General features: G+C 70.3%; 20 protein-coding genes. 5 read left to right on the forward strand and 15 right to left on the reverse strand.

Features of this window, described 5'->3' with window-relative positions:
* The first annotated feature begins 132 nt into the window (after window positions 1-132).
* Window positions 133-405, forward strand: a complete 273-nt coding sequence (locus OG801_RS06505; RefSeq protein ID WP_406034588.1) for a hypothetical protein — start codon at window positions 133-135, stop codon at window positions 403-405.
* A 15-nt stretch (window positions 406-420) separates the two neighbouring features.
* On the opposite strand, the gene OG801_RS06510 is transcribed toward OG801_RS06505, so the two are convergent.
* The 9 genes from OG801_RS06510 to hrcA all read right to left on the reverse strand — a co-directional run bounded on the left by OG801_RS06510 (window position 421) and on the right by hrcA (window position 8309).
* Window positions 421-756 carry a cytidine deaminase gene (locus OG801_RS06510; protein ID WP_406034590.1) on the reverse strand — a complete coding sequence of 112 codons (336 nt, stop codon included), beginning with the start codon at window positions 754-756 and terminating at the stop codon, window positions 421-423.
* Entirely contained in the window at window positions 740-2083 is a 1344-nt protein-coding gene (locus OG801_RS06515; RefSeq protein ID WP_406034592.1) for a hemolysin family protein, read from the reverse strand. Before OG801_RS06515 ends, OG801_RS06510 begins: the two co-directional genes overlap by 17 nt.
* A 17-nt stretch (window positions 2084-2100) precedes the next feature.
* A complete protein-coding gene (gene ybeY / locus OG801_RS06520; protein ID WP_008363762.1) occupies window positions 2101-2565 on the reverse strand; it encodes an rRNA maturation RNase YbeY in 465 nt (154 codons plus the stop codon).
* A complete protein-coding gene (locus OG801_RS06525) occupies window positions 2562-3602 on the reverse strand; it encodes a PhoH family protein (protein ID WP_406034593.1) in 1041 nt (346 codons plus the stop codon). Before OG801_RS06525 ends, ybeY begins: the two co-directional genes overlap by 4 nt.
* Before the next feature lie 91 nt (window positions 3603-3693).
* Entirely contained in the window at window positions 3694-4746 is a 1053-nt protein-coding gene (locus OG801_RS06530) for a winged helix DNA-binding domain-containing protein (protein WP_406034595.1), read from the reverse strand.
* Window positions 4747-4761: 15 nt separating this feature from the next.
* Window positions 4762-5223, reverse strand: coding sequence for a Gmad2 immunoglobulin-like domain-containing protein (locus OG801_RS06535; RefSeq protein WP_406034597.1), 462 nt, complete (start codon window positions 5221-5223; stop codon window positions 4762-4764).
* 70 nt (window positions 5224-5293) lie between these two features.
* Complete coding sequence (locus tag OG801_RS06540) at window positions 5294-6037, reverse strand: 16S rRNA (uracil(1498)-N(3))-methyltransferase (protein WP_406034599.1); 744 nt, start codon at window positions 6035-6037, stop codon at window positions 5294-5296.
* A 6-nt stretch (window positions 6038-6043) separates the two neighbouring features.
* Entirely contained in the window at window positions 6044-7237 is a 1194-nt protein-coding gene (gene dnaJ, locus OG801_RS06545) for a molecular chaperone DnaJ (RefSeq protein ID WP_350840099.1), read from the reverse strand.
* Window positions 7238-7274: 37 nt separating this feature from the next.
* Window positions 7275-8309, reverse strand: coding sequence for a heat-inducible transcriptional repressor HrcA (hrcA, locus tag OG801_RS06550; RefSeq protein ID WP_406034600.1), 1035 nt, complete (start codon window positions 8307-8309; stop codon window positions 7275-7277).
* Window positions 8310-8506: 197 nt separating this feature from the next.
* Here hrcA and OG801_RS06555 point away from each other — a divergent pair, with 197 nt between their 5' ends.
* Together OG801_RS06555 and OG801_RS06560 are read left to right on the forward strand one after the other, a co-directional pair.
* Window positions 8507-8779 carry a hypothetical protein gene (locus OG801_RS06555; protein WP_355018140.1) on the forward strand — a complete coding sequence of 91 codons (273 nt, stop codon included), beginning with the start codon at window positions 8507-8509 and terminating at the stop codon, window positions 8777-8779.
* A 19-nt stretch (window positions 8780-8798) separates the two neighbouring features.
* Window positions 8799-9647: a DUF3097 domain-containing protein gene (locus tag OG801_RS06560; RefSeq protein WP_160028223.1), complete on the forward strand. Its 849-nt coding sequence runs from the start codon at window positions 8799-8801 to the stop codon at window positions 9645-9647.
* 7 nt (window positions 9648-9654) lie between these two features.
* Here the strand turns inward: OG801_RS06560 and OG801_RS06565 are convergent, their stop codons facing one another.
* On the reverse strand, window positions 9655-9849 hold the full coding sequence (locus tag OG801_RS06565) for a PspC domain-containing protein (protein WP_355018139.1): 195 nt from the start codon (window positions 9847-9849) through the stop codon (window positions 9655-9657).
* A gap of 89 nt (window positions 9850-9938) precedes the next feature.
* Window positions 9939-11150, reverse strand: coding sequence for a radical SAM family heme chaperone HemW (hemW, locus tag OG801_RS06570; RefSeq protein WP_406034603.1), 1212 nt, complete (start codon window positions 11148-11150; stop codon window positions 9939-9941).
* 95 nt (window positions 11151-11245) lie between these two features.
* On the opposite strand from hemW, the gene OG801_RS06575 reads away from it, so the two are divergent.
* A complete protein-coding gene (locus OG801_RS06575; RefSeq protein WP_406034605.1) occupies window positions 11246-12463 on the forward strand; it encodes an MFS transporter in 1218 nt (405 codons plus the stop codon).
* A gap of 92 nt (window positions 12464-12555) precedes the next feature.
* Window positions 12556-13263 (forward strand): GNAT family N-acetyltransferase, encoded by a 708-nt coding sequence (locus OG801_RS06580; RefSeq protein WP_355018136.1) that lies wholly within the window; start codon window positions 12556-12558, stop codon window positions 13261-13263.
* 119 nt (window positions 13264-13382) lie between these two features.
* Here OG801_RS06580 and OG801_RS06585 read toward each other — a convergent pair whose 3' ends face one another.
* The 4 genes from OG801_RS06585 to OG801_RS06600 form a co-directional block, all read right to left on the reverse strand.
* Window positions 13383-16811, reverse strand: coding sequence for an error-prone DNA polymerase (locus tag OG801_RS06585; RefSeq protein WP_406034607.1), 3429 nt, complete (start codon window positions 16809-16811; stop codon window positions 13383-13385).
* Between the two features lie 12 nt (window positions 16812-16823).
* Window positions 16824-18341 carry a DNA polymerase Y family protein gene (locus OG801_RS06590; RefSeq protein ID WP_355018134.1) on the reverse strand — a complete coding sequence of 506 codons (1518 nt, stop codon included), beginning with the start codon at window positions 18339-18341 and terminating at the stop codon, window positions 16824-16826.
* On the reverse strand, window positions 18338-19027 hold the full coding sequence (locus tag OG801_RS06595; RefSeq protein ID WP_406034609.1) for a hypothetical protein: 690 nt from the start codon (window positions 19025-19027) through the stop codon (window positions 18338-18340). The genes OG801_RS06590 and OG801_RS06595 overlap by 4 nt, the downstream gene beginning before the upstream one ends.
* A 136-nt stretch (window positions 19028-19163) precedes the next feature.
* The gene (locus tag OG801_RS06600; RefSeq protein WP_406034610.1) at window positions 19164-20927 is read right to left on the reverse strand and encodes a serine hydrolase domain-containing protein; all 1764 of its coding nucleotides are present in this window, start codon (window positions 20925-20927) and stop codon (window positions 19164-19166) included.
* Window positions 20928-21012 lie beyond the last annotated feature (85 nt).

A 21012-nucleotide genomic window follows, 5' to 3' on the forward strand; every position in this document is an offset into this window, starting at 1 on the left:
GCCCTGGGATCTCGGGTTTCGATTTTCACGTTCGTTCGCTTACAGTCACAAGCGCCGACTGCTCCCGTCGAGCGCCCCCAATCTCGTGCACCCTGGAGGGTCCCCATGTCCAGTGCTGCCCATCGTGACGCTGTGTCAACGCTCGCCGAGAAGGCAACCCCCTACTTCACCGAGAACCAGGTCAAGTGGCGCAACAAGTCCGTGTCCCAGGCCCGGCTCGCGCTGGCGATCGACCAGATCGTCGTGCACATGCGTGAGAAGGGCGTCGACATGGCGACCATGAACGGCCTCACCGCCTACCGTGACGAGGACGGGATCCACGTCACGATCGAGCTGGGCACCCTTCCGCTCGTCGCCGAGTCCGGCGGGGCCGGCGGCACCGGCGGCCACCGAGCCGCTCGCTGAGCAGCCCGCGAGGACTCAGCGGAGGTTGCCGCGCGGGTCGCCGACGAGGACCGGGACGTCCTCGCCCGCGAACTCCTTGACGATCGAGAGGTCGATCGCGGAGGCCTCCTCGGCCTCGCCGAGCACGACCACGGCCTCGAGGCCCTTGGAGCCGGAAGCCACCGCCATCGCCACGCAGACGCCGATCGCGGAGACCTCGAGCGAGGGCAGGTCCACGGTGGCTGCGGCGTAGGTGCGACCGTCGAGGTCGCGTACGGCTGCTCCTTCGGCCGCACCGGTGCGGGCACGCGTCGCGCGGGCCAGGGTCACCAGCTTGCGGTCCTCCGCGGAGAGCTCACTCTGCTCGAGCATGTGCCTCTTTCTTCCTGTCCGTCTTCTCGCTCTGCTCGTCCTCGTCGTCGGCCTCGGTCTCGGCCGGGACGACGACGCTGATGCGTACGGTACCGATCTTGTTCCGCCGGCCGGCAGCCTCCTCCGCCACGAAACAGAGCCCGTGGGCCTCGACCTCGGTCCCGGGAATCGGCACCAGGCCGAGATGCTTGGCCATCAGACCGCGTACGGAGTCGACGTCGTCCTCCTCGACGGGGACGCCGATCAGCTCCTCGAGGTCGCTGACCAGGAAGCGGGAGGGCACCCGCCAGGAACCGTCGCCGAGGTGGAGCGGCTCGCGGTCCTCGATGTCGTACTCGTCGGTGATCTCGCCGACGATCTCCTCGAGGATGTCCTCGATGGTGATCAGGCCGGCGGTGCCGCCGTACTCGTCGACGACCACCGCGATGTGCTGGCGGTGCTGCTGCATCTCGGCCAGCAGCTCGTCGACCGGCTTGGAGTCGGGGACCCAGGTCGGCTTGCGCATCAGCGACTCGACCCGCTGGGTGGTCTCGACCTCCGGCGCCTCGAAGTCTCGCGCGACGACGTCCTTGAGGTAGACCATCCCGATGATGTCGTCGAGGCTGTCGTCGATCACCGGCATCCGGGAGTAGCCCGAGCGCAGGAACAGCGACAGCGCCTGGCGCAGGGTCTTGCGGCGCTCCAGGAAGACGATGTCACCGCGGGGCACCATCACCTCGCGGGCACGGGTGTCGCCGAGCTCGAAGACCGAGTGGATCATCCGGCGCTCGTCGGCCTCGATCAGGTCGGAGGCCTCGGCGATGTCGACCAGCTCGCGCAGCTCGGTCTCCGTCGAGAACGGGCCCTTGCGGAAGCCCTTGCCGGGGGTGAGCGCGTTACCGAGCATGATCAGCAGGCTCGGGATCGGGCCGAGGATGGCGGTGATCGCTCCGATCGGGCCGGCGACCGCGAGGGCGATGCCCTCGTGGTGCTGGCGCCCCAGCGTACGGGGACCGACGCCGATGACCACGAAGGAGACCACGGTCATCGTCCCGGTCGTGGTGAGCACCGTCGGCCACCAGTGCCCCCGGTAGAGGTCGTAGGCCCACAGCGCGACCAGCACGGTCGCGCCGATCTCGCACAGCATCCTGAGCAGCAGGACCGTGTTGACGTAGCGGGCGGGGTCGCCGACCACCGCCACCAGGCGCTTGGCGCCGGCACGGCCCTCGGAGACGAGCTCCGCGGCCCGGGCGCGGGAGAAGGCGCTGAGCGCCGCGTCGGCCGCCGAGAAGATGCCGGCGATCAGGACCAGAACTGCGGCTGCGATCAGCAGCCTCGCATCGTCCATGAGTGTTGGTGGTGCTCCTACTCGGGTGCGGTGGCCGAGGAGCCCCAGGCCTTGAGCAGCTTGGCCTGCAGCCCGAACATCTCGGCGTGCTCGTCGGGGTCCACGTGGTCGTAGCCGAGCAGGTGGAGGATGCCGTGGGTGGTCAGCAGCTCGATCTCCGCCACGGTGCCGTGGCCGGCTGCCTCTCCCTGCTTGGCCGCGATCGTCGGGGCGATGATGATATCGCCCAGATCGCCCTCCTCCGGCTCCTCGTCGAGGCGGCCGGGGAGAAGCTCGTCACCGGGGAACGAGAGCACGTCGGTCGGGCCCTCGGTGTCGAAGTAGCGCTCGTTGAGCTCGGTGATCGTCGCTTCGTCGCCGAACTTGATCCGAAGATCGGCCTGCGGGTGCACACGCAGCTGCTCGAGCAGGAAACGAGCGAGCTTGGCGACGTGCTCGACGTCGATCTCCTGCTCGGACTCGTTGATGATCTCCGTGCTCATCGAACCTCTCCGGAGGCCCGGCCCTGGCTCTGCACGTCGTGCTCCTCGTAGGCGGCGACGATCTTGGCGACCAGCCGGTGGCGTACGACGTCGTGGCTGGTCAGGTTGTTGAAGCTGATGTCCTTGACGTCGTCGAGGATGCCCTCGACGACCCGGAGCCCGGACTTCTGGCCGTTGGGGAGGTCGGTCTGGGTCACGTCACCGGTGACCACGATCTTCGAGCCGAAGCCGAGGCGGGTCAGGAACATCTTCATCTGCTCGGGCGTGGTGTTCTGCGCCTCGTCGAGGATGATGAAGGAGTCGTTGAGGCTTCGTCCGCGGAGGAACGCGAGCGGAGCGACCTCGATGGTCCCCGACGCCATCAGCTTGGGGATCAGCTCCGGGTCCATCATGTCGTGCAGCGCGTCGTAGAGCGGGCGCAGGTAGGGGTCGATCTTCTCGGTCAGGGTGCCGGGCAGGAAGCCGAGCTTCTCGCCGGCCTCGACCGCGGGACGGCTCAGGATGATCCGGGTGACCTGCTTGGTCTGCAGAGCCTGGACCGCCTTGGCGACCGCCAGGTAGGTCTTGCCGGTGCCTGCCGGGCCGATGCCGAAGGTGATCGTGTGCTTGTCGATCGCGTCGACGTAGCGCTTCTGGTTGAGCGTCTTGGGGCGGATGCTGCGGCCGCGGTTGGAGAGGATGTTGAGGCTCAGCACGTCGGCCGGCTTCTCGGTCGTGTCGGCCTGGAGCATGCCGATCACCCGCTCGACCGTCTCGCCGCTGACGCCCTGGCCGGTGCGGATGATCTGGACCAGCTCCTCCAGGACCCGCTCGATCATCGCGATCTCGCTGGGGGCGCCGTGGAGGGTGATCCGGTTGCCGCGCACGTGCACGTCTGCGTCGAAGTGGGCCTCGATGATCCCGAGGTGCTCATCGGCCGGACCGAGGACGGTCACCATGTCGACGCTGTTCGGAACGACCACGGTGTGCTTGGTGGTCGCGGTGACCCCCTGGTCGGAGGTGTCGGTCGGAAGCGGACTTGGGTGTCGATCGGTCATGGATGCCCGGAGCGGGCCCTTTCTCGTCACGAGGCTGATGCGTCCATGGTACGCGGGCGCTCGGCCGCTCTCCTACTGGATAGTTCCGGGGTCAGCTCGCCAGCAGCGATTCGACGCGTACGGTCTCCTCGGCGAGCTCGTCGCGCTCCTCGGGGGTGAGATCACGGAAGAGCTTGCGGACCTCCACCTTCCCCTCGACCGGTTTCCAGAGACCGACGAGGTGGCCGTCGGCGATGATGACCGCGCCACCACGAGCGATGCCCCACTCCTTGCGGGTGCCTTTGGCAGTGATCCGCTCGCGGTTGGCATGGGCGAGCCAGAGGTTGTCGTACGTCCCGAGCAACCGCGCCGGGGCGTGCTCCTCGCCGGTGGCGAGCGGTGCGTCCGGGACGTCGTAGAGGGTCTTGCCGGCCTCGTCGCGGTAGGTCACCAGCCCCTCGATCTGCTTGATCACCGGGCCCAGGCGGGTCAGGGACGACCAGGTGGTGATGTCGGCGGCGGTCGCCGGCCCGAAGGCGCGTAGGTAGCGGCGTACGATCTCCGGCGCCAGCGTCGGGACGACATCGTCCACGGCCACCGGCGGCACGCCCGTCCAGCGCGGGAGCAGGTCGTAGACGAGCCCGCCCGAGCCCTTCCACAGGCCTCGCGGCGGCAGCTGGACCAGCGGCAGCTCGTTGCGCGCCCGCAGGCCGAGCGCCTTGGCTGGTACGCCGGGGAAGTGCTCGACCAGACCGGCCTCCAGGGCCGCGTTGGGCAGCGCCCCGAGAGCGAGTACGTCCTCGGCCGCCTCCACGAAGCCCTCCAGCTGCGCCGCCGGGCGGACGATCTCGACCCGCTGGGTGTAGAAGTCGTGGACCGGCTGGGTCCAGGCCCTGATCAGCGTGGCGTCCGCGGCGGTGTGCATGTGGATCGTCGACCGCAGCGAGGAGAGCCGCACCAGCGCGCTCGACTCGAGCTGGGCGCTGAGCGCGTAGGGGTCGAACGACTCCAGCCGGGCGGCCAGCGCGAAGAACGGCGGCATCGACTCCTGCGCCTGCAGGCCGACCAGATGCTCGATCATCTCGGCCGGGGTGAGCGAGGCCCGCGACAGCAGGTGCTGGCGGAGCAGGAGGGTCCGGTTTAGCTGCCGTTCGGTGAGGATCACGGTAGCGATGATCTCCTACTCGACGGTGATCCGGGCGCCAACCTCCTCAGAAGGCTTCCCCTCGCCGTCGGAGGTGTCGTCGGTGCGAGCGATGAAGAGGTACGTCCCGGGCTCGAGCTCGGAGACGTCGACCGTGGTCTTCCACGGGTAGAGCTTGTCCACCCAGCCCTCGGCCGTCGCGGCCCCCTCGAGCACCGTCTCGCCAGTGGTGTCGCGGACCTCCCACGGCACGTTCGCCTCGTTCGAGTTGGCCTTGCCCGAGGCCTCGAAGCTGTCCGACACCGTCGCGCCCTCGGCCGGTGCCGCCAGCGTGATCAGGCCGGAGGTACGTGGCAGTGTCGACGGCTCCTCGGACGGCTCGGCCGACACGTCGGGATCCTCGGCGACGGCATCGTTGCTGCCGCACCCGGCAGCCAGCACGCCGCAGAGAGCAAGAGCGATCATGGCGCCCGTCGGACGCGTACGTGTGCTCCTCATGTCTCCATACTCACCCGGCATCCTCGAAGGACGAACCCACCACGCCGAGCAGTCGGCGGTCAGTCGGCGGTCAGTCCCAGCGGCGGGTGCGGGCCAGCAGGGCGGCTGAGGCGGCGACGCCGGCGGTCGAGGTGCGGAGGACCTCGCCGCCAAGACGGATGGTGGTGGCGCCGGCCTTCTCGAACAGGGAGATCTCATCCTCCGTCAGGCCGCCCTCGGGGCCGACCACGACCAAGATGGTGCCCTCGTCTATGACGGGGACCGCGCCGAGCGGGAGGGTGCCCTCCTCGTGGAGCACGACGGCGACGTCGGCCGCCTCGATCATGGCCACGACGGCGTCGGTGGTGGCCAGCGGCTCGACCTCGGGGTGCCATAGCCGGCGCGACTGCTTGGCTGCCTCGCGGGCGGTTGCCCGCCAGCGGGCCAGGGACTTGACCGCGCGCTCGCCCTTCCAGACGGCGACCGAGCGGGTCGCCGCCCACGGGACGATGCTGGCGGCGCCGATCTCGGTGAGCATCTCGACGGCGAGCTCGCCGCGGTCGCCCTTGGGCAGCGCCTGGACAACCGTCAGCGCGGGCTCGGGCGGCGCGTCGCCGAGGATGATCTCGTCGACGCGTACGGTCATCGACTTCTTGGTGGTCTGCGTGATCGTGCCGGTGACGCCCTCGCCGGCGCCGTCGGTGAGCACGACCTCCTCCCCGACCCGGAGGCGGCGTACGACGACCGCGTGATGGCCCTCGTCGCCGCTCACCTCGATGTCGTCGCCGACACGGGTGCCGACGAGCGACTCGACGAGGTGAACGGGAAGGGTCATCGTGGATCAGTGCCCGTTGAGGGTGTCCTTGAACCAGGAGAAGACGCCGCCCTTGTGGGCCGCCTTGAGCTGGCCCTGGACGGACTCCTCACCGCGCATCTCGGCGAGCTGGCGCAGCAGCGCCTCCTGCTCGAGGTCGAGCTTGGTGGGGGTCTCCACGTTGATGGTCACGATCAGGTCGCCGCGACCGCCCCGCAGACCGGGGACACCACGACCACGCAGGACGTGGTCGGTGCCGGACTGGGTGCCGGGCTTGAGGTCGATCTGGATCGAGGCGTCCTCGGGGTCGATCTGGTCGGCGCCCTCGCCGACGAGGTCGGCCTCGAGCGTCGGCAGGTTGAGCGTGGTGCCGAGCGCGGCCGCGGTCATCGGCACCTTCGCGGTGCAGTGCAGGTCGTTGCCCCTCCGCGTGAAGGTGGCGTGCTTGGCGACGTGGATCTCGACGTAGAGGTCGCCGGCAGGGCCGCCGCCGGGGCCGATCTCGCCCTGCTCGGCGAGCTGCACCCGAGTGCCGTCGTCGACGCCCGGCGGGATCTTGACGGTCAGGGTGCGGTGGGAGCGCACCCGGCCCTCGCCGCTGCAGTCGCGGCACGGGTCGGGGATGACGGTGCCGAAGCCGTTGCAGGCCGAGCACGGGCGCAGCGTGCGGATCTCGCCCAGGAAGGAGCGCTGCACGACCGCGACCTCACCCTGGCCGTGGCAGGTCTCGCACGGGATCGGGTGGGAGCCTTCCGCGGCCCCCTCGCCACCACAGGTGTCACAGACGACGGCGGTGTCGACCTTGAGGTCGCGGGTGACGCCGAAGGCGGCCTCGGCCAGGTCGATGTCGAGACGGATGAGGGCGTCCTGCCCGCGGCGTACGCGCGGACGGGGGCCGCGCCCCGCGCCTCCGGTGCCGGCACCGGCGCCGCCGAAGAAGGCGTCCATGATGTCGGTGAACGAGAAGCCCGCGCCCTGCGCACCGAAGCCGCCCGCGAACGGGTCGCCACCGCGGTCGTACGCAGCCCGCTTCTGCGGGTCGCTCAGCACCTCGTAGGCGTGGGAGATCTCCTTGAACTTCTCCTGCGACTCGGCGTCGGGGTTGACGTCAGGGTGGTACTGGCGCGCCAGCTTCCGGTACGCCTTCTTGATCGTTGCGTCGTCGGCGTCCTTGTCGACACCGAGGAGCTCATAGGGGTCCAACGTCGGTCTTCCTGCCATCGAAGTTCGCTGATCTTCCTTGAATCGAGTCTGCTGCTCAAGCCTCGTCGAGGATCCGGGAGAGGTAACGCGCCACCGCGCGCACCGCCGCCATGGATCCGGGGTAGTCCATCCGGGTGGGGCCGACCACGCCGAGCGTGGCCAGCGCCTCGTCGCCAGGTCCGTAGCCGGTCGCGACCACGCTGGTCTGCGACAGCTCCTGGTAGGGGCCCTCGGCACCGATCCGCACCGTGACCAGTCCGCCCGCGGTCGCCTCGCCCATCAGCTTGAGCAGGACGACGTGCTCCTCGAGGGCCTCCAGGAGCGGGCGTACGGCGGTGTCGAAGCTGTCGCCGAAGCGGGCCAGGTTGCTGGTGCCGCCGATGGAGATCCGCTCGTCGGAACGGTGGTCGTTCATCGCCTCGATCAGGGCCTCGGCCACGGCGGCGGCGAGCGGGTCCTGCGGGGCGTCGGCGGGCGCGTCGGCCGGCTGGGCGATCGTGCGCAGCGCCTCGCCGGCGTCGGCGATGACGGCGCCGGCGACCGCGGTGTTGATCTTCGCGCGCAGCGTGGCCAGGGTCTCCTCGGAGACCTCCTCGGTCACCTCGAGCAGTCGCTGCTCGACGCGGCCGGTGCTGAGGATGAGCACGAGGAGGAGCCTGGTCGGGGCCAGCGCGACGAGCTCGACGTGGCGGACGGTCGAGCGGCTCAGGGTCGGGTATTGCACCACCGCGACCTGGCGGGTCAGCTGCGAGAGCAGCCGGGTCGAGCGGGTGACGACGTCGTCGAGGTCGACCGCGCCCTCGAGGAAGCCGGCGATCGCCCGCTTCTCGGCCGCGGTCATCGGCTTGACCGTGGTCAGCCGGTCGACGAAGAGCCGGTAGCCCTTGTCCGTGGGCACCCGGCCGGCGCTGGTGTGGGGGGCGGTGATGTAGCCCTCCTCCTCCAGCGCGGCCATGTCGTTGCGTACCGTCGCCGGGGAGACACCGAGACCGTGACGCTCCACGAGCGCCTTGGAGCCAACCGGCTCCTCGGTCTTCACATAGTCCTCGACGATCGCCCTGAGGACGGAGAGCCTGCGTTCGTTCTGCATCTGCCCTCCTATCGTCCTGGCTGCCTGGCACTCATTCCGCGCGAGTGCCAATCCTACCGGTTCGCGTCACAGGCACCAGTTTCCGGTGGCCGCTCCGCTCTGTGGAACGGAACACTTCTGTCGCCATCGAGATAGCCTTAGGTTAGGCTGACCTTAGAGCCATTCGCTGTACTGCTTCCGCCCCACTGGAGAGTCCTATGATCGCCGACGATCTGCTGGTCCGCATCACGGCCCACGCCAACGACGAGCACCAGGCGGACCTGTGCCGCTCGCTCTCGGCTCGGCTCGGGCTGCGACCGCGTCACATTGTCGGCGTACGCCTCTCCAACCTCACCGCCGAGAGCGTCGACGTATCCTGGATCGCCCTCGACGGCGGCCACCACGTGACCTTCAGGTTCCCGGAGACCGCGGCCACGCCGGACGAGGTTCTCGAGCAGCTCGGGCGCGTGCTCACCGGTTCTCGCTGCTGACTCCACTAACGTTCTCCGGATGAGCGATCGCTACGGCTCCGACGTACTGGCCGGCGACTGGCGCAAGCCCAAGAACGGGCGTGCCGTCGAGACTCCCGCAGAGCTGGGCGCGGTGGTCGAGGAGGTCGAGACCGATTTCGTCGGCGAGATCGTGCGGATCGACCGCGACCTGCACACGCTGACCCTGGAGGACCGGAAGGGCAAGCGGCGTACGTTCCCGCTGGGGCCGGGCTTCTGGCTCGAGGGCAAGCCGGTCATCCTCACTCCCCCGGTGACCCGCACGGCACCCGCGAAGCCGACCCGCACCGCGTCGGGCTCGGTGGCCGTGGACAACGTCAAGGCCCGGGTCGCGCGCGAGTCGCGGATCTTCGTCGAGGGGCGTCACGACGCCGAGCTGGTCGAGAAGATCTGGGGCGACGACCTGCGGATCGAGGGCGTCGTCGTCGAATATCTGGGCGGTGTCGACGACCTCGCCGACCACCTGGTCTCGTTCAAGCCTGGACCGCAGCGGCGGGTCGGGGTGCTCGTCGACCACCTGGTCAAAGGCTCCAAGGAGGCCCGGATCGCGGAGTCGATCCGGCGCTCCGCAGTCGGTCAGCACGTGCTGATCGTCGGTCACCCGTTCATCGACGTGTGGCAGGCGGTCAAGCCGGCCCGGCTCGGGCTCGAGGCCTGGCCGAACGTGCCGCGGTCGATCGAGTGGAAGAAGGGCATCTGCCAGCACATGGGCTGGCCCCACCGCGATCAGGCCGACATCGCCCGGGCCTGGAAGCACATCCTGGGCCGGGTCAATTCGTTCGGCGACCTGGAGCCCGCCCTGCTCGGGCGGGTCGAGGAGCTGATCGACTTCGTGACCGAGCCCGTCTGAGCCTCGGTCAGTAGGACGACTTCTTCGGCATGATGATCCACAGCACGATGTAGACGATGAACTGCGGTCCGGGGAGCAGGCAGGAGATGACGAAGGCCAGCCGGATCAGGTTCGAGTTGATGCCGAAACGGTCGCCAAGACCGCCGCAGACGCCGGCGATCCATTTGTCGTTGCTGGGACGGGAAAGAGTTGTGGTTGCCATGACTCCACTCTCCCCTCTCGGGCCCTCTTTACCAATCAGGATCACCCCTGATCCTTCGATCAGGACCAAGGTCCCGGACTCAGGGATGCTCAGGGGAGCAGGTCTCGGACCACCGCGTCGGCGAGGAGCCTGCCGGTCTCGGTGAGGAAGATCGTGTCGTCGGCGACGGTGACCAGACCGCGGCGTACCTGCTCCGGGAGAGCGGCACGGCCGTCGTCGTCGAGGGCGTCTGCCGGCAGGCCGTCGGCGAGTCTCAGCTCGAGCAGGACGCGCTCGACCCGCCGGTCCTCCTCGGCGAGGATCTCGCGGGCGTGGGCGGGGCTCTGCTCGGCGCCGATGCGGTCGGCGTACGCCTTGGGGTGCTTGACGTTCCACCACCGGGTGCCGCCGACGTGGCTGTGGGCGCCGGGGCCGACACCCCACCAGTCGCCGCCCTGCCAGTAGAGCATGTTGTGGCGGCAGCGCTGGGACTCATCGGTGGCCCAGTTGGAGACCTCGTACCAGGTCAGGCCGTGCTTTCGGAGGGTGGCGTCGGCCAGCTCGTACTTGTCGGCGAGGTCGTCCTCGTCGGGCATCTCGATCTCGCCTCTTCTGACCCGTCGGGCCAGGGCGGTGCCGTCCTCGACGATGAGGGAGTAGGCCGAGATGTGGTCGGGGTTGCTGGCCAGCGCGGCGTCGAGGCTGGTGCGCCAGTCGTCGATCGACTCGCCCGGGGTGCCGTAGATGAGGTCCAGGGAGACCTGCTCGAAGCCGGCCTCGCGCGCCCATTCCACGACCAGCGGGACTCGCTCGGGGTCGTGGGTGCGGTCGAGGGTCTCGAGTACGTGAGGGACGGCCGACTGCATGCCGAAGCTGAGCCGGGTGAAGCCGCCCTCGCGCAGGGCTCGCAGGTAGTCCAGGTCGACGGAGTCGGGGTTGGCCTCGGTCGTCACCTCGACGTCGTCGGCGAGGCCGAACTCGTCCCTGATGGCTCCGAGCATGCCGGTCAGGTCGCTCGCCGGTAGGAGCGTCGGGGTGCCGCCGCCGAAGAAGACGGTGTCCACCTGCTTGTCATTGTCGGCCAGCACCCGGCGCGCCAGCCTGATCTCCTCGATGGCCTGGTCGGCGTACGTCTGCCGGCTCACGCCGGGACCCAGCTCGATCGCGGTGTAGGTGTTGAAGTCGCAGTAGCCGCATCTGACCGTGCAGAACGGGACGTGGACGTAGAAGCCCAGCCCCTTCTCCCCCAGCGTGCTCAGCGATTCGGCCGGTAGTGACCCGTCGGTGGGGGCAGGGTCACCGGGAGGCAGGGCGGAAGGCACCCCTCCATTCTCAACCCCCGCGCCGAGTTGTCAGAAATGGCGGTCGAGTGGGCAGTTCCGGCGGGGAGCCGGTGCTACGCCCCTAGAATCGCCGGGTGACCGTCCCGGGGTTCCGCACCTACTGGGCCGCGGCGACGATCGGCGCGTTCGGCTCGTCGGTGACCGTGATCGCGATTCAAGTGCTGGTCGTCTCGGTGCTCGACGCGAGCGCCACCGAGGTCGGGTTGATCAGGGCGGTGCAGTTGCTGCCGTACCTGCTACTGGGGTTGGTCGTCGGCGCACTGGTCGACCGGATGCGTCGCAAGCCGGTGCTGGTGTGGTCGAACGTCCTTCTGGCCGCGACGTTGCTGGTCATCCCTGCACTGTGGGCACTGGACAGGCTCTCGCTGTGGGCCGTCGCTGTTGTGCTGTTCCTGTTCGGGACGCTCAATGTCATCGAGTTCGCAGCGCTCCAGTCGTTCCTGCCCCGGCTGGTGCCGAGGTCCGAGCTGTTGGCCGCCAACGCGCGGCTCGACCAGAGCGAGACGGTGGCGCAGACGACCGGCCCTGTAGTCGGTGGTGGACTGGTATCGCTGCTCGGTGCGCCGTGGGCAGTCCTCGTGGACGCGGTCAGCTATCTGGTCAGCGCCGTGCTGATCGCACGGGTCCCGATCGACGAACCGCCTCCACGACCGACCACCACCCGGCTGCGGCAGGAGATCATCGAAGGGGTCCGCTGGATCTACCTGCACAAGACACTCGCTCCGCTGGCCTGGTCGACCCACGTCTGGTTCCTCGGGAACAGCATGGCCGCCACGGTGCTCGTCCCGTTCGCGCTTCGATCGTTGGGACTGAGCCCGCTGACGTACGGCATCGCTCTTGCCCTTGCGGGAGTCGGTGGTCTCCTCGGGGCGCTGCTGGCCACGCGGCTCGGACATTCGTACGGCGCCGGACGGATCGTTCTTCTCGGGCGGCTGCTCACCATGGCCGCCTGGGCAGTCGTAGCTCTCGCGCCTGCGGCGTCTGCGGGCGTGACGCTGTCGTCGTCGTTCTTCGCCATTGCCGCCGGGCAACTGACCCTGGGTTTGGGGATGGGCGTGGAGAATGCCAACGAGATGGGCTACTGGCAGGCGAACACACCGGACGAGGTACAGGGTCGGGTGAACGCCACCAGGCGTTCGGCCAACCGCACGATCGCCGTCGCCGGTGCTGTGGTCGGTGGTCTGCTGGCCGATCTGGTGGGTTTCCGGCCGACGTTGTGGCTGGCCGTCGCAGTGTTCGCGGTCGCGTCAGCGATCCTCGCCCTGTCGCCGTTCCGGTCGGCGCGGCACTGACCTTTCTCGCGCAGAGCGGAAGGCACCCGTCCATCGATCCACCTGTCGAAAAGGATTAACCGTGACTGGGGCGGTGGTGGGAAAATTCCGGCGTGTCCGTCTCGCAGCCTGATCTTCTTCTCGACGATGTTCTCGACAACCCGGTCTGGCACTCGCTGACCGGTGCGCACGCCTCGCTCGCCGAGGGCTCGGGGCTCGCCCGTCGCTACCGTCCCGACATCTCGCCGTTCGCCGCCGTCTCCGACCCGCGCGAGCCGCAGGCGTGGCGCGACCTGGCCGCGGCCGTCGGACCCGGCGGCACCGCGCTGATCACCGGCGCGGCCGGTGTCTGCGGGGACGGGTGGTCGGTCGTCGACGGGGGCGAAGGGGTCCAGCTCGTCGAGACGTCACGGGTCGCTGCCGCGCCCGACCCCGAGGCGGTGGTGCTCGGGGATGCCGACGTACCCGAGATGCTCGACCTCGTCGCCCGCACCGAGCCGGGACCGTTCGAGAAGTCGACCCACACGATGGGTACGTATCTGGGGCTGCGCCACGAGGGCCGCCTCGTCGCGATGGCCGGCCAGCGGATGCACCCGGGCGGCTGGATCGAGATCAGCGCCGTCTGCACCGCGCCCGAGGCACGCGGCCGCGGCCTCGCCAGCCGCCTCGTCCTCGCGGTCACCGCCGACATCCACGCCCGCGGCTCCCGTGCGCTGATGCACGCCTCGGTCGCCAACACCGGCGCCATCTCGGTCTACCTGGGTCTCGGGTTCGAGGAGCGGCGGCGTACGACCTTCGAGCTCTTCCGCGCGGCCGGCTAGCGCCGAGACGTCGCCCGCGTCGAGCGAGACGTCACTCGCGTCGGCCGAGAGGGCACCGGCTGCCGTCTCGGCCGACCTAACCGACGCCTCGGCCGACGTAGCTGACGCCTCGGCAGTGGTCAGTGGAAGTCGCGGGAGCGGTGACGGGAGGCGATGGCCTTGGCCGCCTCGGGGTGGATCTCCTCGAGCGGGGCGAGGCGGTCGGCGACCAGGTTGGTGACTCCGTCGTTGCGCTCGAGGATGCCGCGGATGAGCATGACCGAGGTGGAGACGGCGATCTTGCGGTGCTTCCTCCACAGGCCGGCGGAGCAGACGACGTTGAGCATGCCGGTCTCGTCCTCGAGGTTGATGAAGGTGACGCCGCCTGCGGTCCCGGGGCGCTGGCGGTGGGTGATCAGGCCGGCGACGGTGATGCGCCGGCCGGGCTCGGAGGTGGGGAGGTCGCTGATCTTCGGGAGTCCCGCCGCGGTCAGGCCGGCCCGGAGATGGGCGAAGGGATGGCTGCCGGGGGTCACGCCGGTCGCCCACAGGTCGGCGAGGGTCTCCTCGACCGGGTCGAGGCCGGGCAGCGCGGGGGTCTCGGCGGTGAATCGCACTCCTTCGAGCTGGTCCTCGGTCTCGGTCCAGCCCGCCTGCCACAGCGCCTGGCGACGGCTCGATGTGAACACCTCCAAACATCCAGCGGTCGCCAGCGCCTCGAGCTGGGCGCGTTCCAGCCCGGCGCGACGGGAGAGGTCGAGGGAGTCCTTGAACGGTGCCTCCTCGCGGGCCTTCACGATCCGCTTGGCAACGTCCTTGCCGATGCCGCGTACGGAGTCCAGGCCCAGCCGTACCGCGAAGTTGCCGTCACGCCGATGCTCCGGGGTCGGGTCGGGGGTGCCGGGCACCCACGGGGTCTTCTCGCCGTCCAGCCGGCAGTCCTCCTTCCCGGTCGGCGACACGACGTCGACATCGAGCGGCTCCATGTCCGCGGCGGCCTGGCTGAGGACGAGGTCGGGGCGGCGTACCTCCACTCCGTGGCGGCGGGCGTCCTGGGTCAGCGACTGCGGTGAGTAGAAGCCCATCGGCTGGGCGCGGAGCAGGCCGGCCAGGAACGCGGCCGGGTAGTGGAGCTTGAACCACGACGAGGCGTAGACGAGCTTGGCGAAGCTCAGCGCGTGGGACTCGGCGAAGCCGAAGTTCGCGAAGGAGAGGATCTGGGTGTAGACCGCCTCGGCCGTCTCCTCGGCCATCCCCTTGGCGCGCATGCCCTCATAGAGCTGCTCCTTGAGCGAGTCGATCCGCTCGAGACCACGTTTCGAGCCCATCGCCCGGCGCAGCAGATCGGCGTCGTCGTGGTTGAAGTCGCCCAGGACGCGGCCCATCTCCATGAGCTGCTCCTGGAACAGCGGCACCCCGAGGGTGCGCTCCAGCACCGGCTCCAGCAGCTCGTGGGCGAAGCTGACCTCCTCGCGCCCGGTGGCCCGGCGTACGTAGGGATGGACCGCTCCACCCTGCACCGGCCCCGGCCGGATGAGCGCGATCTCGATGGCCAGGTCGTAGAAGCAGCGCGGCTGCAGGCGCGGCAGGGTGCCGATCTGCGCGCGCGACTCGACCTGGAAGACCCCGATCGAGTCGGCCCGGCAGAGCATGTCATAGACCGCCGGCTCCTCCTTGGGGATGGTCGCCAGCGTCCAGCCCTCCCCCAGGTGCTCGAGAGCCAGGTGCATCATGTGGTCGAGCGCCGCCAGCATCCCGAGCCCGAGCAGGTCGAACTTCACCAGGCCCATGTATTCGGCGGCGTCCTTGTCCCACTGGATCACGGTGCGCTTCTCCATGCGGGCACGCTCGATGGGTACGACCTCGCCGATCGGCTCCTCGGTCAACACCATGCCGCCGGAGTGGATGCCGAGATGGCGCGGGGCTCCGTGGATCTCCTCGGCCAGCGCGAGGACCGGAGCGGGGATGCCGACGTCGTCCGGTGCCTCGACGCGGGAGTAGCCGAGATGCTTGGACCAGGCGTCCTGCTGGCCAGGGCTGTGGCCGAGCGCCTTGGCCGCGTCCCTGACCGCCATCTTCGGCCGGTAGCCGACGATGTTCGCGACCTGCGCGGCGTTGCGCCGGCCGTAGGTGTCGTAGACCCACTGGATCACCGTCTCGCGCTTGTCGGAGTCGAAGTCGACGTCGATGTCCGGCTCCTCCTCCCGGTGCTCGGAGATGAACCGCTCGAACGGCAACTTGTAGAAGACCGGGTCGATCGCGGTGATCCCCAGGGCGTAGCAGACCGCGGATGCGGCCGCCGATCCTCGCCCCTGACAGAGGATCTTCTCGCTCCGCGCGAACTCGACGATGTCGTGCACGATCACGAAGTAGCCCGGGAAGTCCTTGCGCTCGATGACGTCGAGCTCGTGCTCCACCCGCTTGCGGGCCTTCTCGACGAACTCCGGGTCGGTGGCGTACGCCTTCGCATAGCGCTCCGCGAAACCCTCCTCGGTCAGGTGCCGCAGCCGGCTCGCGGCGGTCTCGCCCTCGGGGATCCCGCGCTTGGGCAGCTTCGGGGTGGCCTTGCGCAGGTCGAAGGCGCACTCCTCGGCGATCTGGACGCTGCGTGCCACCGCTCCCGGGTAGCGCCGGAAGAGCTGGTCCATCTCCTCCCCCGACCTGACGTACGCCACCGGGCCGGCCGGGAGCCAGCCGGCGATGTCGCTGAGGGTGCGGCGCGCGCGGACCGCCGCGAGCGCGTCGGCTACGCGGTGCCGGTCGGGCGTGGCGTAATGGACGTTGTTGGTGGCGACCGCGGGCAGGCCGGCCTCGCGGGCGATGCCGGCGAGCAGGTCGTTGTCGTAGGAGTCGGTCGGATGGCCGCGGTCGGTCAGCTCGACGACGACGTTGTCGTGGCCGAACCTGTCGGTGAGGTCGCGCAGCGCCCGGGCCGCGGCGATCGGGCCGGTGCCGGTGAGGGCTTGGCGTACGGCACCCTTGCGGCACCCCGTCAGGATCAGCCAGTTGCCGGCGCGAGCCCGGTCGGCCAGCTCGTCGAGGTCATAGGCCGGCCGGCCCTTCTCGTCCCCGCGCAGCTGCGCCTCCGTGATCGCGCCGGCCAGCTGCCGGTAGCCCTCGACGCCCCGGGCGAGCACCAGGAGGTGGCTGCCCTCGGGGTCGGCGATCCCGTTCTGGGGCTTGGTCAGGCCCAGGGAGAGCTCGGCGCCGTAGATGGTCCGCAACCGGTCGCTCTCGCCGGCCGGGCCCAACTTCTGCGCCGCCTCGGCGAAGGCAGGTGCCCCGTAGAACCCGTCGTGGTCGGTGATCGCGATCCCGCGCAACCCCTGCCGGATCGCCTCGCTGACCAGCGCCGACGGGGAGCTCGCTCCGTCGAGGAAGGAGAAGTCGGAGTGGGCATGGAGCTCGGCGTACGGCACCACCGGGCCCTCCGGCCCGCGCACCTCCTCATCGGTCAGCCGCTTCTTGCGGCGCGAGATGGGCGCGTCGCCGTAGGGATCCTTCGGCGGACGACCCGACAGTCGCCGCTCCAGCTCCTTCCACGGGATCTCGGGGTTGTTCCAGCCCATCAGCCGAGCCCATCAGTCGTAGCTGGCTTCGGTGAGCCAGTGGTCGGTGTCGAAGGTGGCCAGCCAGGCGCGGCCGTCGACCCCGACGAGCTGGAAGCGGGCGACCCGCCGCCCGCCGCCGGGCTCCCACCACGCCTCGGTGACCGGCCACGGACCGGCCCAGGAGGCGACCCGCTGCCAGGGCTGGCCGGCCGAGGGGCGGTAGCGGGCGGGGTCGGCGGAGACACCTCCGCGCGGGAGCACCAGCACCTGCCGCCCGGCTTGGTCGCAGACCTCCGCCGGCCACGGTTCGGCCAGGACCCGGGCAGGCGCCGGCGGCGGGATCGAGCCCGGCCACGGCAGTCGGCGATCGCGGAGAGCGGTGGGGCGGTCGCCCCAGGGGACGTACGCCTGGCGGTCGCGTGGCGTCCGGCCGCCCTGGAGCACCGGGGCGACGACGGCCTCGTGGCCGAGCAGGCCCTGCACCCGGGCGATGCCACGATCGACGCGCTCGTTCGTACCGCCCCAGAGACCGTCAGCGTGGACCGCCTCGGAGACGGCGACCTCTGGGACGAAGCGGACCTCGGTCACCGCCCCGCCCGCAACGACCCCGGCCAGCTGCCAGTGCAGCCGGTCGATCAGATCGACGGAGGAGAACCACCGCGGATGCGCCCAGGTGCGAACCGAGTCCGGGACGTCCTCCATGGCGACCTCGATCCGCACCTCGGTGCAGACCTCCTGACGCGTCGCGAGGCCCTTGACGAACCCCTCCGCCGCCTGCCGGGCCGAGAAGCAGACCGCCTCGGCGGAGTCGAGCGGCGGCTCGAAGGCCACCTCGGTGGTGAGCTCGGGCGGTGGCGTACGCCCCGTGACCGGGCGCGCTCCCTCGCCGTGGATCACCCGGCGGACCCAGGCGGCCTGCGCGCCGAAGCGCGCCTTGACGTCGGCCCCGGGCAGGTCGGCGAGGCCGCCGAGCGTGGTCAGACCGAGCCGCTGCAGCAGGCTGACCGCGTTCGCGTCCTCGAGCACATGGACCGGCAGGGCGCGCAGGAACGCGGTGGAGCCTCCATCTGCCGGGACGGCGTACGTCTCCTGCAGCCCGGCGCTCCGCGCGGCCTGCTCGGCGGTGAAGAGCTCATCGGCGATGCCGATCCGTACGTCCCAGATCCCGAGCCCGACCACGCACTCGGCGATCGCCGCGCCGGCCTCGGCCTCGCCGCCGTAGAAGCGGGCCGGCGAGCGCAGCGCGACCAGCCCAGGACGCAGCGGCATGACGCCGGGGCGCAGCTCCTCCAGGCGCACCAGCACCTCCTCGAAGACCCGCGCGTCACGGGCCTCGTCGGCGGCGAGCACCTGGATCTCCGGGCAGCGCGACTGGGCGTCCCGGCGCCGCATCCCGCGCTTGATCCCGAACTCCCGCGCCGCCTGGTTGTAGGCCTGGACCCGGTTCTGCGCGAAGACCGCGGCGGGCAGGTGCCGCGGCAAGCCGGCCTCGCCCAGCGCCGCGGCGACCGGCCAGTCGGCGCACCAGACCACCAGCGTACGACTCATGCGGACTCCTGTTTCCGCAGTTCAGCAAGGTCAGCGACGGGTTCGAGGACGCGCCGCAGACCGCCGTCCTCGGCCGGGAACCAGAGCGCCGTACACCGCGGCGGAGCCGTCCCGCGCACCGCCTCGACCACCATCCTGCGGGCCCGGAGATGGCCGTCGCCGTTGCCCAGCCCGACCCAGCGCGGCTCGGTCGCCCGCAGACGTACGTCTGCTCTCGGCCACTCCCCCAGCGCCACCAGCGCGGCGCCGCGGGTGCGCAGCCGGGCACCGATCTTCTCGGCGACGCCCGGGGTCACCCGACCAGTCGGCCGGACCAGCACCAGCGTGACCACATCGACCAGCGCCGCGGTCGCCTCCAGCCAGGAGTCCTTCGGCCGCGGCACCAGGATGGTCCGCTCCAGGTCGACCCCGGCCTCGGCCGCCGCCTCGACACCGAAGTCCTCCACCCCGACGACGGCGGTCCACTCCCCCGCCGCCGACGGCCCCGCGAGCAGCAGCATGGCCAGCGACAGCGAGTCGGCCGCGTACGTCCCGCCGGCCCGAAGTTGCACCACCCCACCGAGCGCCTCGTGCGTCGCAAGCTCCGCGCCGATGCCCGGCTTCTGCTCCAGCCGTCGCACCTTCGACCGAAGCTGCTCGATCTGAGCCAGCTTCTGGTGTCGCTCAATCCCCGCTACCACTCCCACTCAATGAGTATCGAACATTTGTTCGAACGGAGCAACCCCGCCGAGGCGTCACTCCCGCCGGTCGAGACGGCGCTTACGTCGGCCGAGCTGGCAGCGGAATGCCATCTCGACCGACGTAGCTGACGCCTCGGCAGGGTCAGCCGCGGAGCGCGGAGGCGAGGTAGGCGAGGCGGGGGTAGTCGGAGGTGGGGAGGGCGGTGACGGTGGTCGTCTTGGCCACCGCGATCTTCCAGTAGGTCGCGCCGGCGACGACCAGGAAGTCGGCCTTTGACGAACCATCACCGGACAGGGGCGTCGTGATCAGCTCGGGTACGCCGAAGGCCCGGAGGGCGGCAATGACCGGGGAGCTCTCCTCGAGGGCGGCGCGGGCGGCGGCGACGAGGCCACCGTGGGCGTCGGGGACGGCGTTGACGCGCAGGGTCTGGATGCGCGGCTCGGCCTCCGGGGAGAGCATGACCTCGATGTCGTAGCGGCCCTTCTCGGCCGGCACCACGGCCAGCGCGACACCCATCGCACGGGAGAAGTAGCCGTAGGGCGCGCCGCCCAGCGGCAGTCCGACCTTGGCGCGCGCCTGAGTGATCTGGACGCGGCGGCCGGCGTCGGGCGCGTCGAGCTCGACGTTGTCGGCGAACAGCGACGGCACCGCGAACACCTCAGCACCCGCAGGATCGAAGGTACGCAGCCGCTCGACCGCGGTCTCCAGCGCCGAGTCGAGCCGCGGCCGCAGGCCCTTGACCACCGTCGAGAACCGGTGCGGACCACCGCCGGCGAGCTCGTTCGATACCAGCGAGCGCAGCGCGGTCATCGCGGTCGGGGAGGCACCGGCGTACGTGCTGTTCGACAGCGTGATGACGCCCAACCCCGTCGCCGGGTGCCAGACCATCCGCGAGCCGTAGCCGGGGTAGCCGCCGGAGTGGTGGACGATCTGCCCGAGCCGGCTGTCGTGGTCGACCATCAGGCCATAGCCGTAGCCCACAGCGACCGCGCCAACCCCCGCCTCGGCACCGGAGAACCCCAGCGAGGCAGACACCGAGCCGAACCGGTGCAGCTGCTGCATCTCCCGCCGCGACGCCTTCGACAGCGGATGCCCGTCGGCGGCAGAGGAGAAGGCGCCCAGGAACCCGCCGACCCAGCGCGCCAGGTCGGCGACCGAGGAGTGCAGGCCACCCATCGCGGCGAACGACCCGGACGGCACCGGCGGGATCGCGGCCCACGTCGGCGGACCCTCGAGCCGGTCGCCGGCCCACGCCGGATGCAGCGGCGGCACATGACCCGGCACTCGGTTCGGCACCGCGTCGGGCGAGTAGGCCGAGGAGGTCATCCCCAACGGCGCCAGCAGCTCGTGCTCGACGAAGTCGCGGTTGGCCCCCTCGGGGGACGAACCACCGACGACGTTCTCGATCGCGCGCCCGAGCAGCGCATAGCCGAGGTTGGAGTACTCGAACCCGATCCCCGGCTCCTGCCCGGTCGAGAAGCCTCCGTCGAGGAACGTCCCGAAGTCGTCGTAGGACAGCGACTCCTGCCGGTCGCCCCACGGGTCGTCGGTCGGCAGCCCGGCCGACATCGAGAGCAGCAGCCGCAGCGTCACCGCCGGCGAGTCGGCGGAGTAGGGCGCCTGGTCGACGAGCTCGGGCACGTACTGCGCGATCGCCTCGTCCAGGTCGACCAGCCCGCGGTCGCGCAGCAGCAGCACCGCGGCCGCCGTGAACGACTTCGACATCGACGCGATCCGGAAGACGCTCTCGGCCGTCGGTGCCGGACCGCCCTCGGTCGTCGCCCCGAACGCCCCGGAATGGAGCAGCTCCGAGCCGCGTACGACTCCATAGGCCAGGCCCGGAGTCAGGTTCTCCTCGAAGCGCTGCTGGAAGAGCTCGTCGACGACGGAGGTGTTCAGGCTCATACAGGCGTTCCTTCGGTGGCAGAAGTTGCTCGACGCCTTGCAGCCTAGAGGGCCACAGTTGCACCGTCAGCGCAACACCCACGCC

It is taken from the genome of Nocardioides sp. NBC_00163 (genome assembly GCF_045206295.1).
Classification (GTDB): domain Bacteria; phylum Actinomycetota; class Actinomycetes; order Propionibacteriales; family Nocardioidaceae; genus Nocardioides.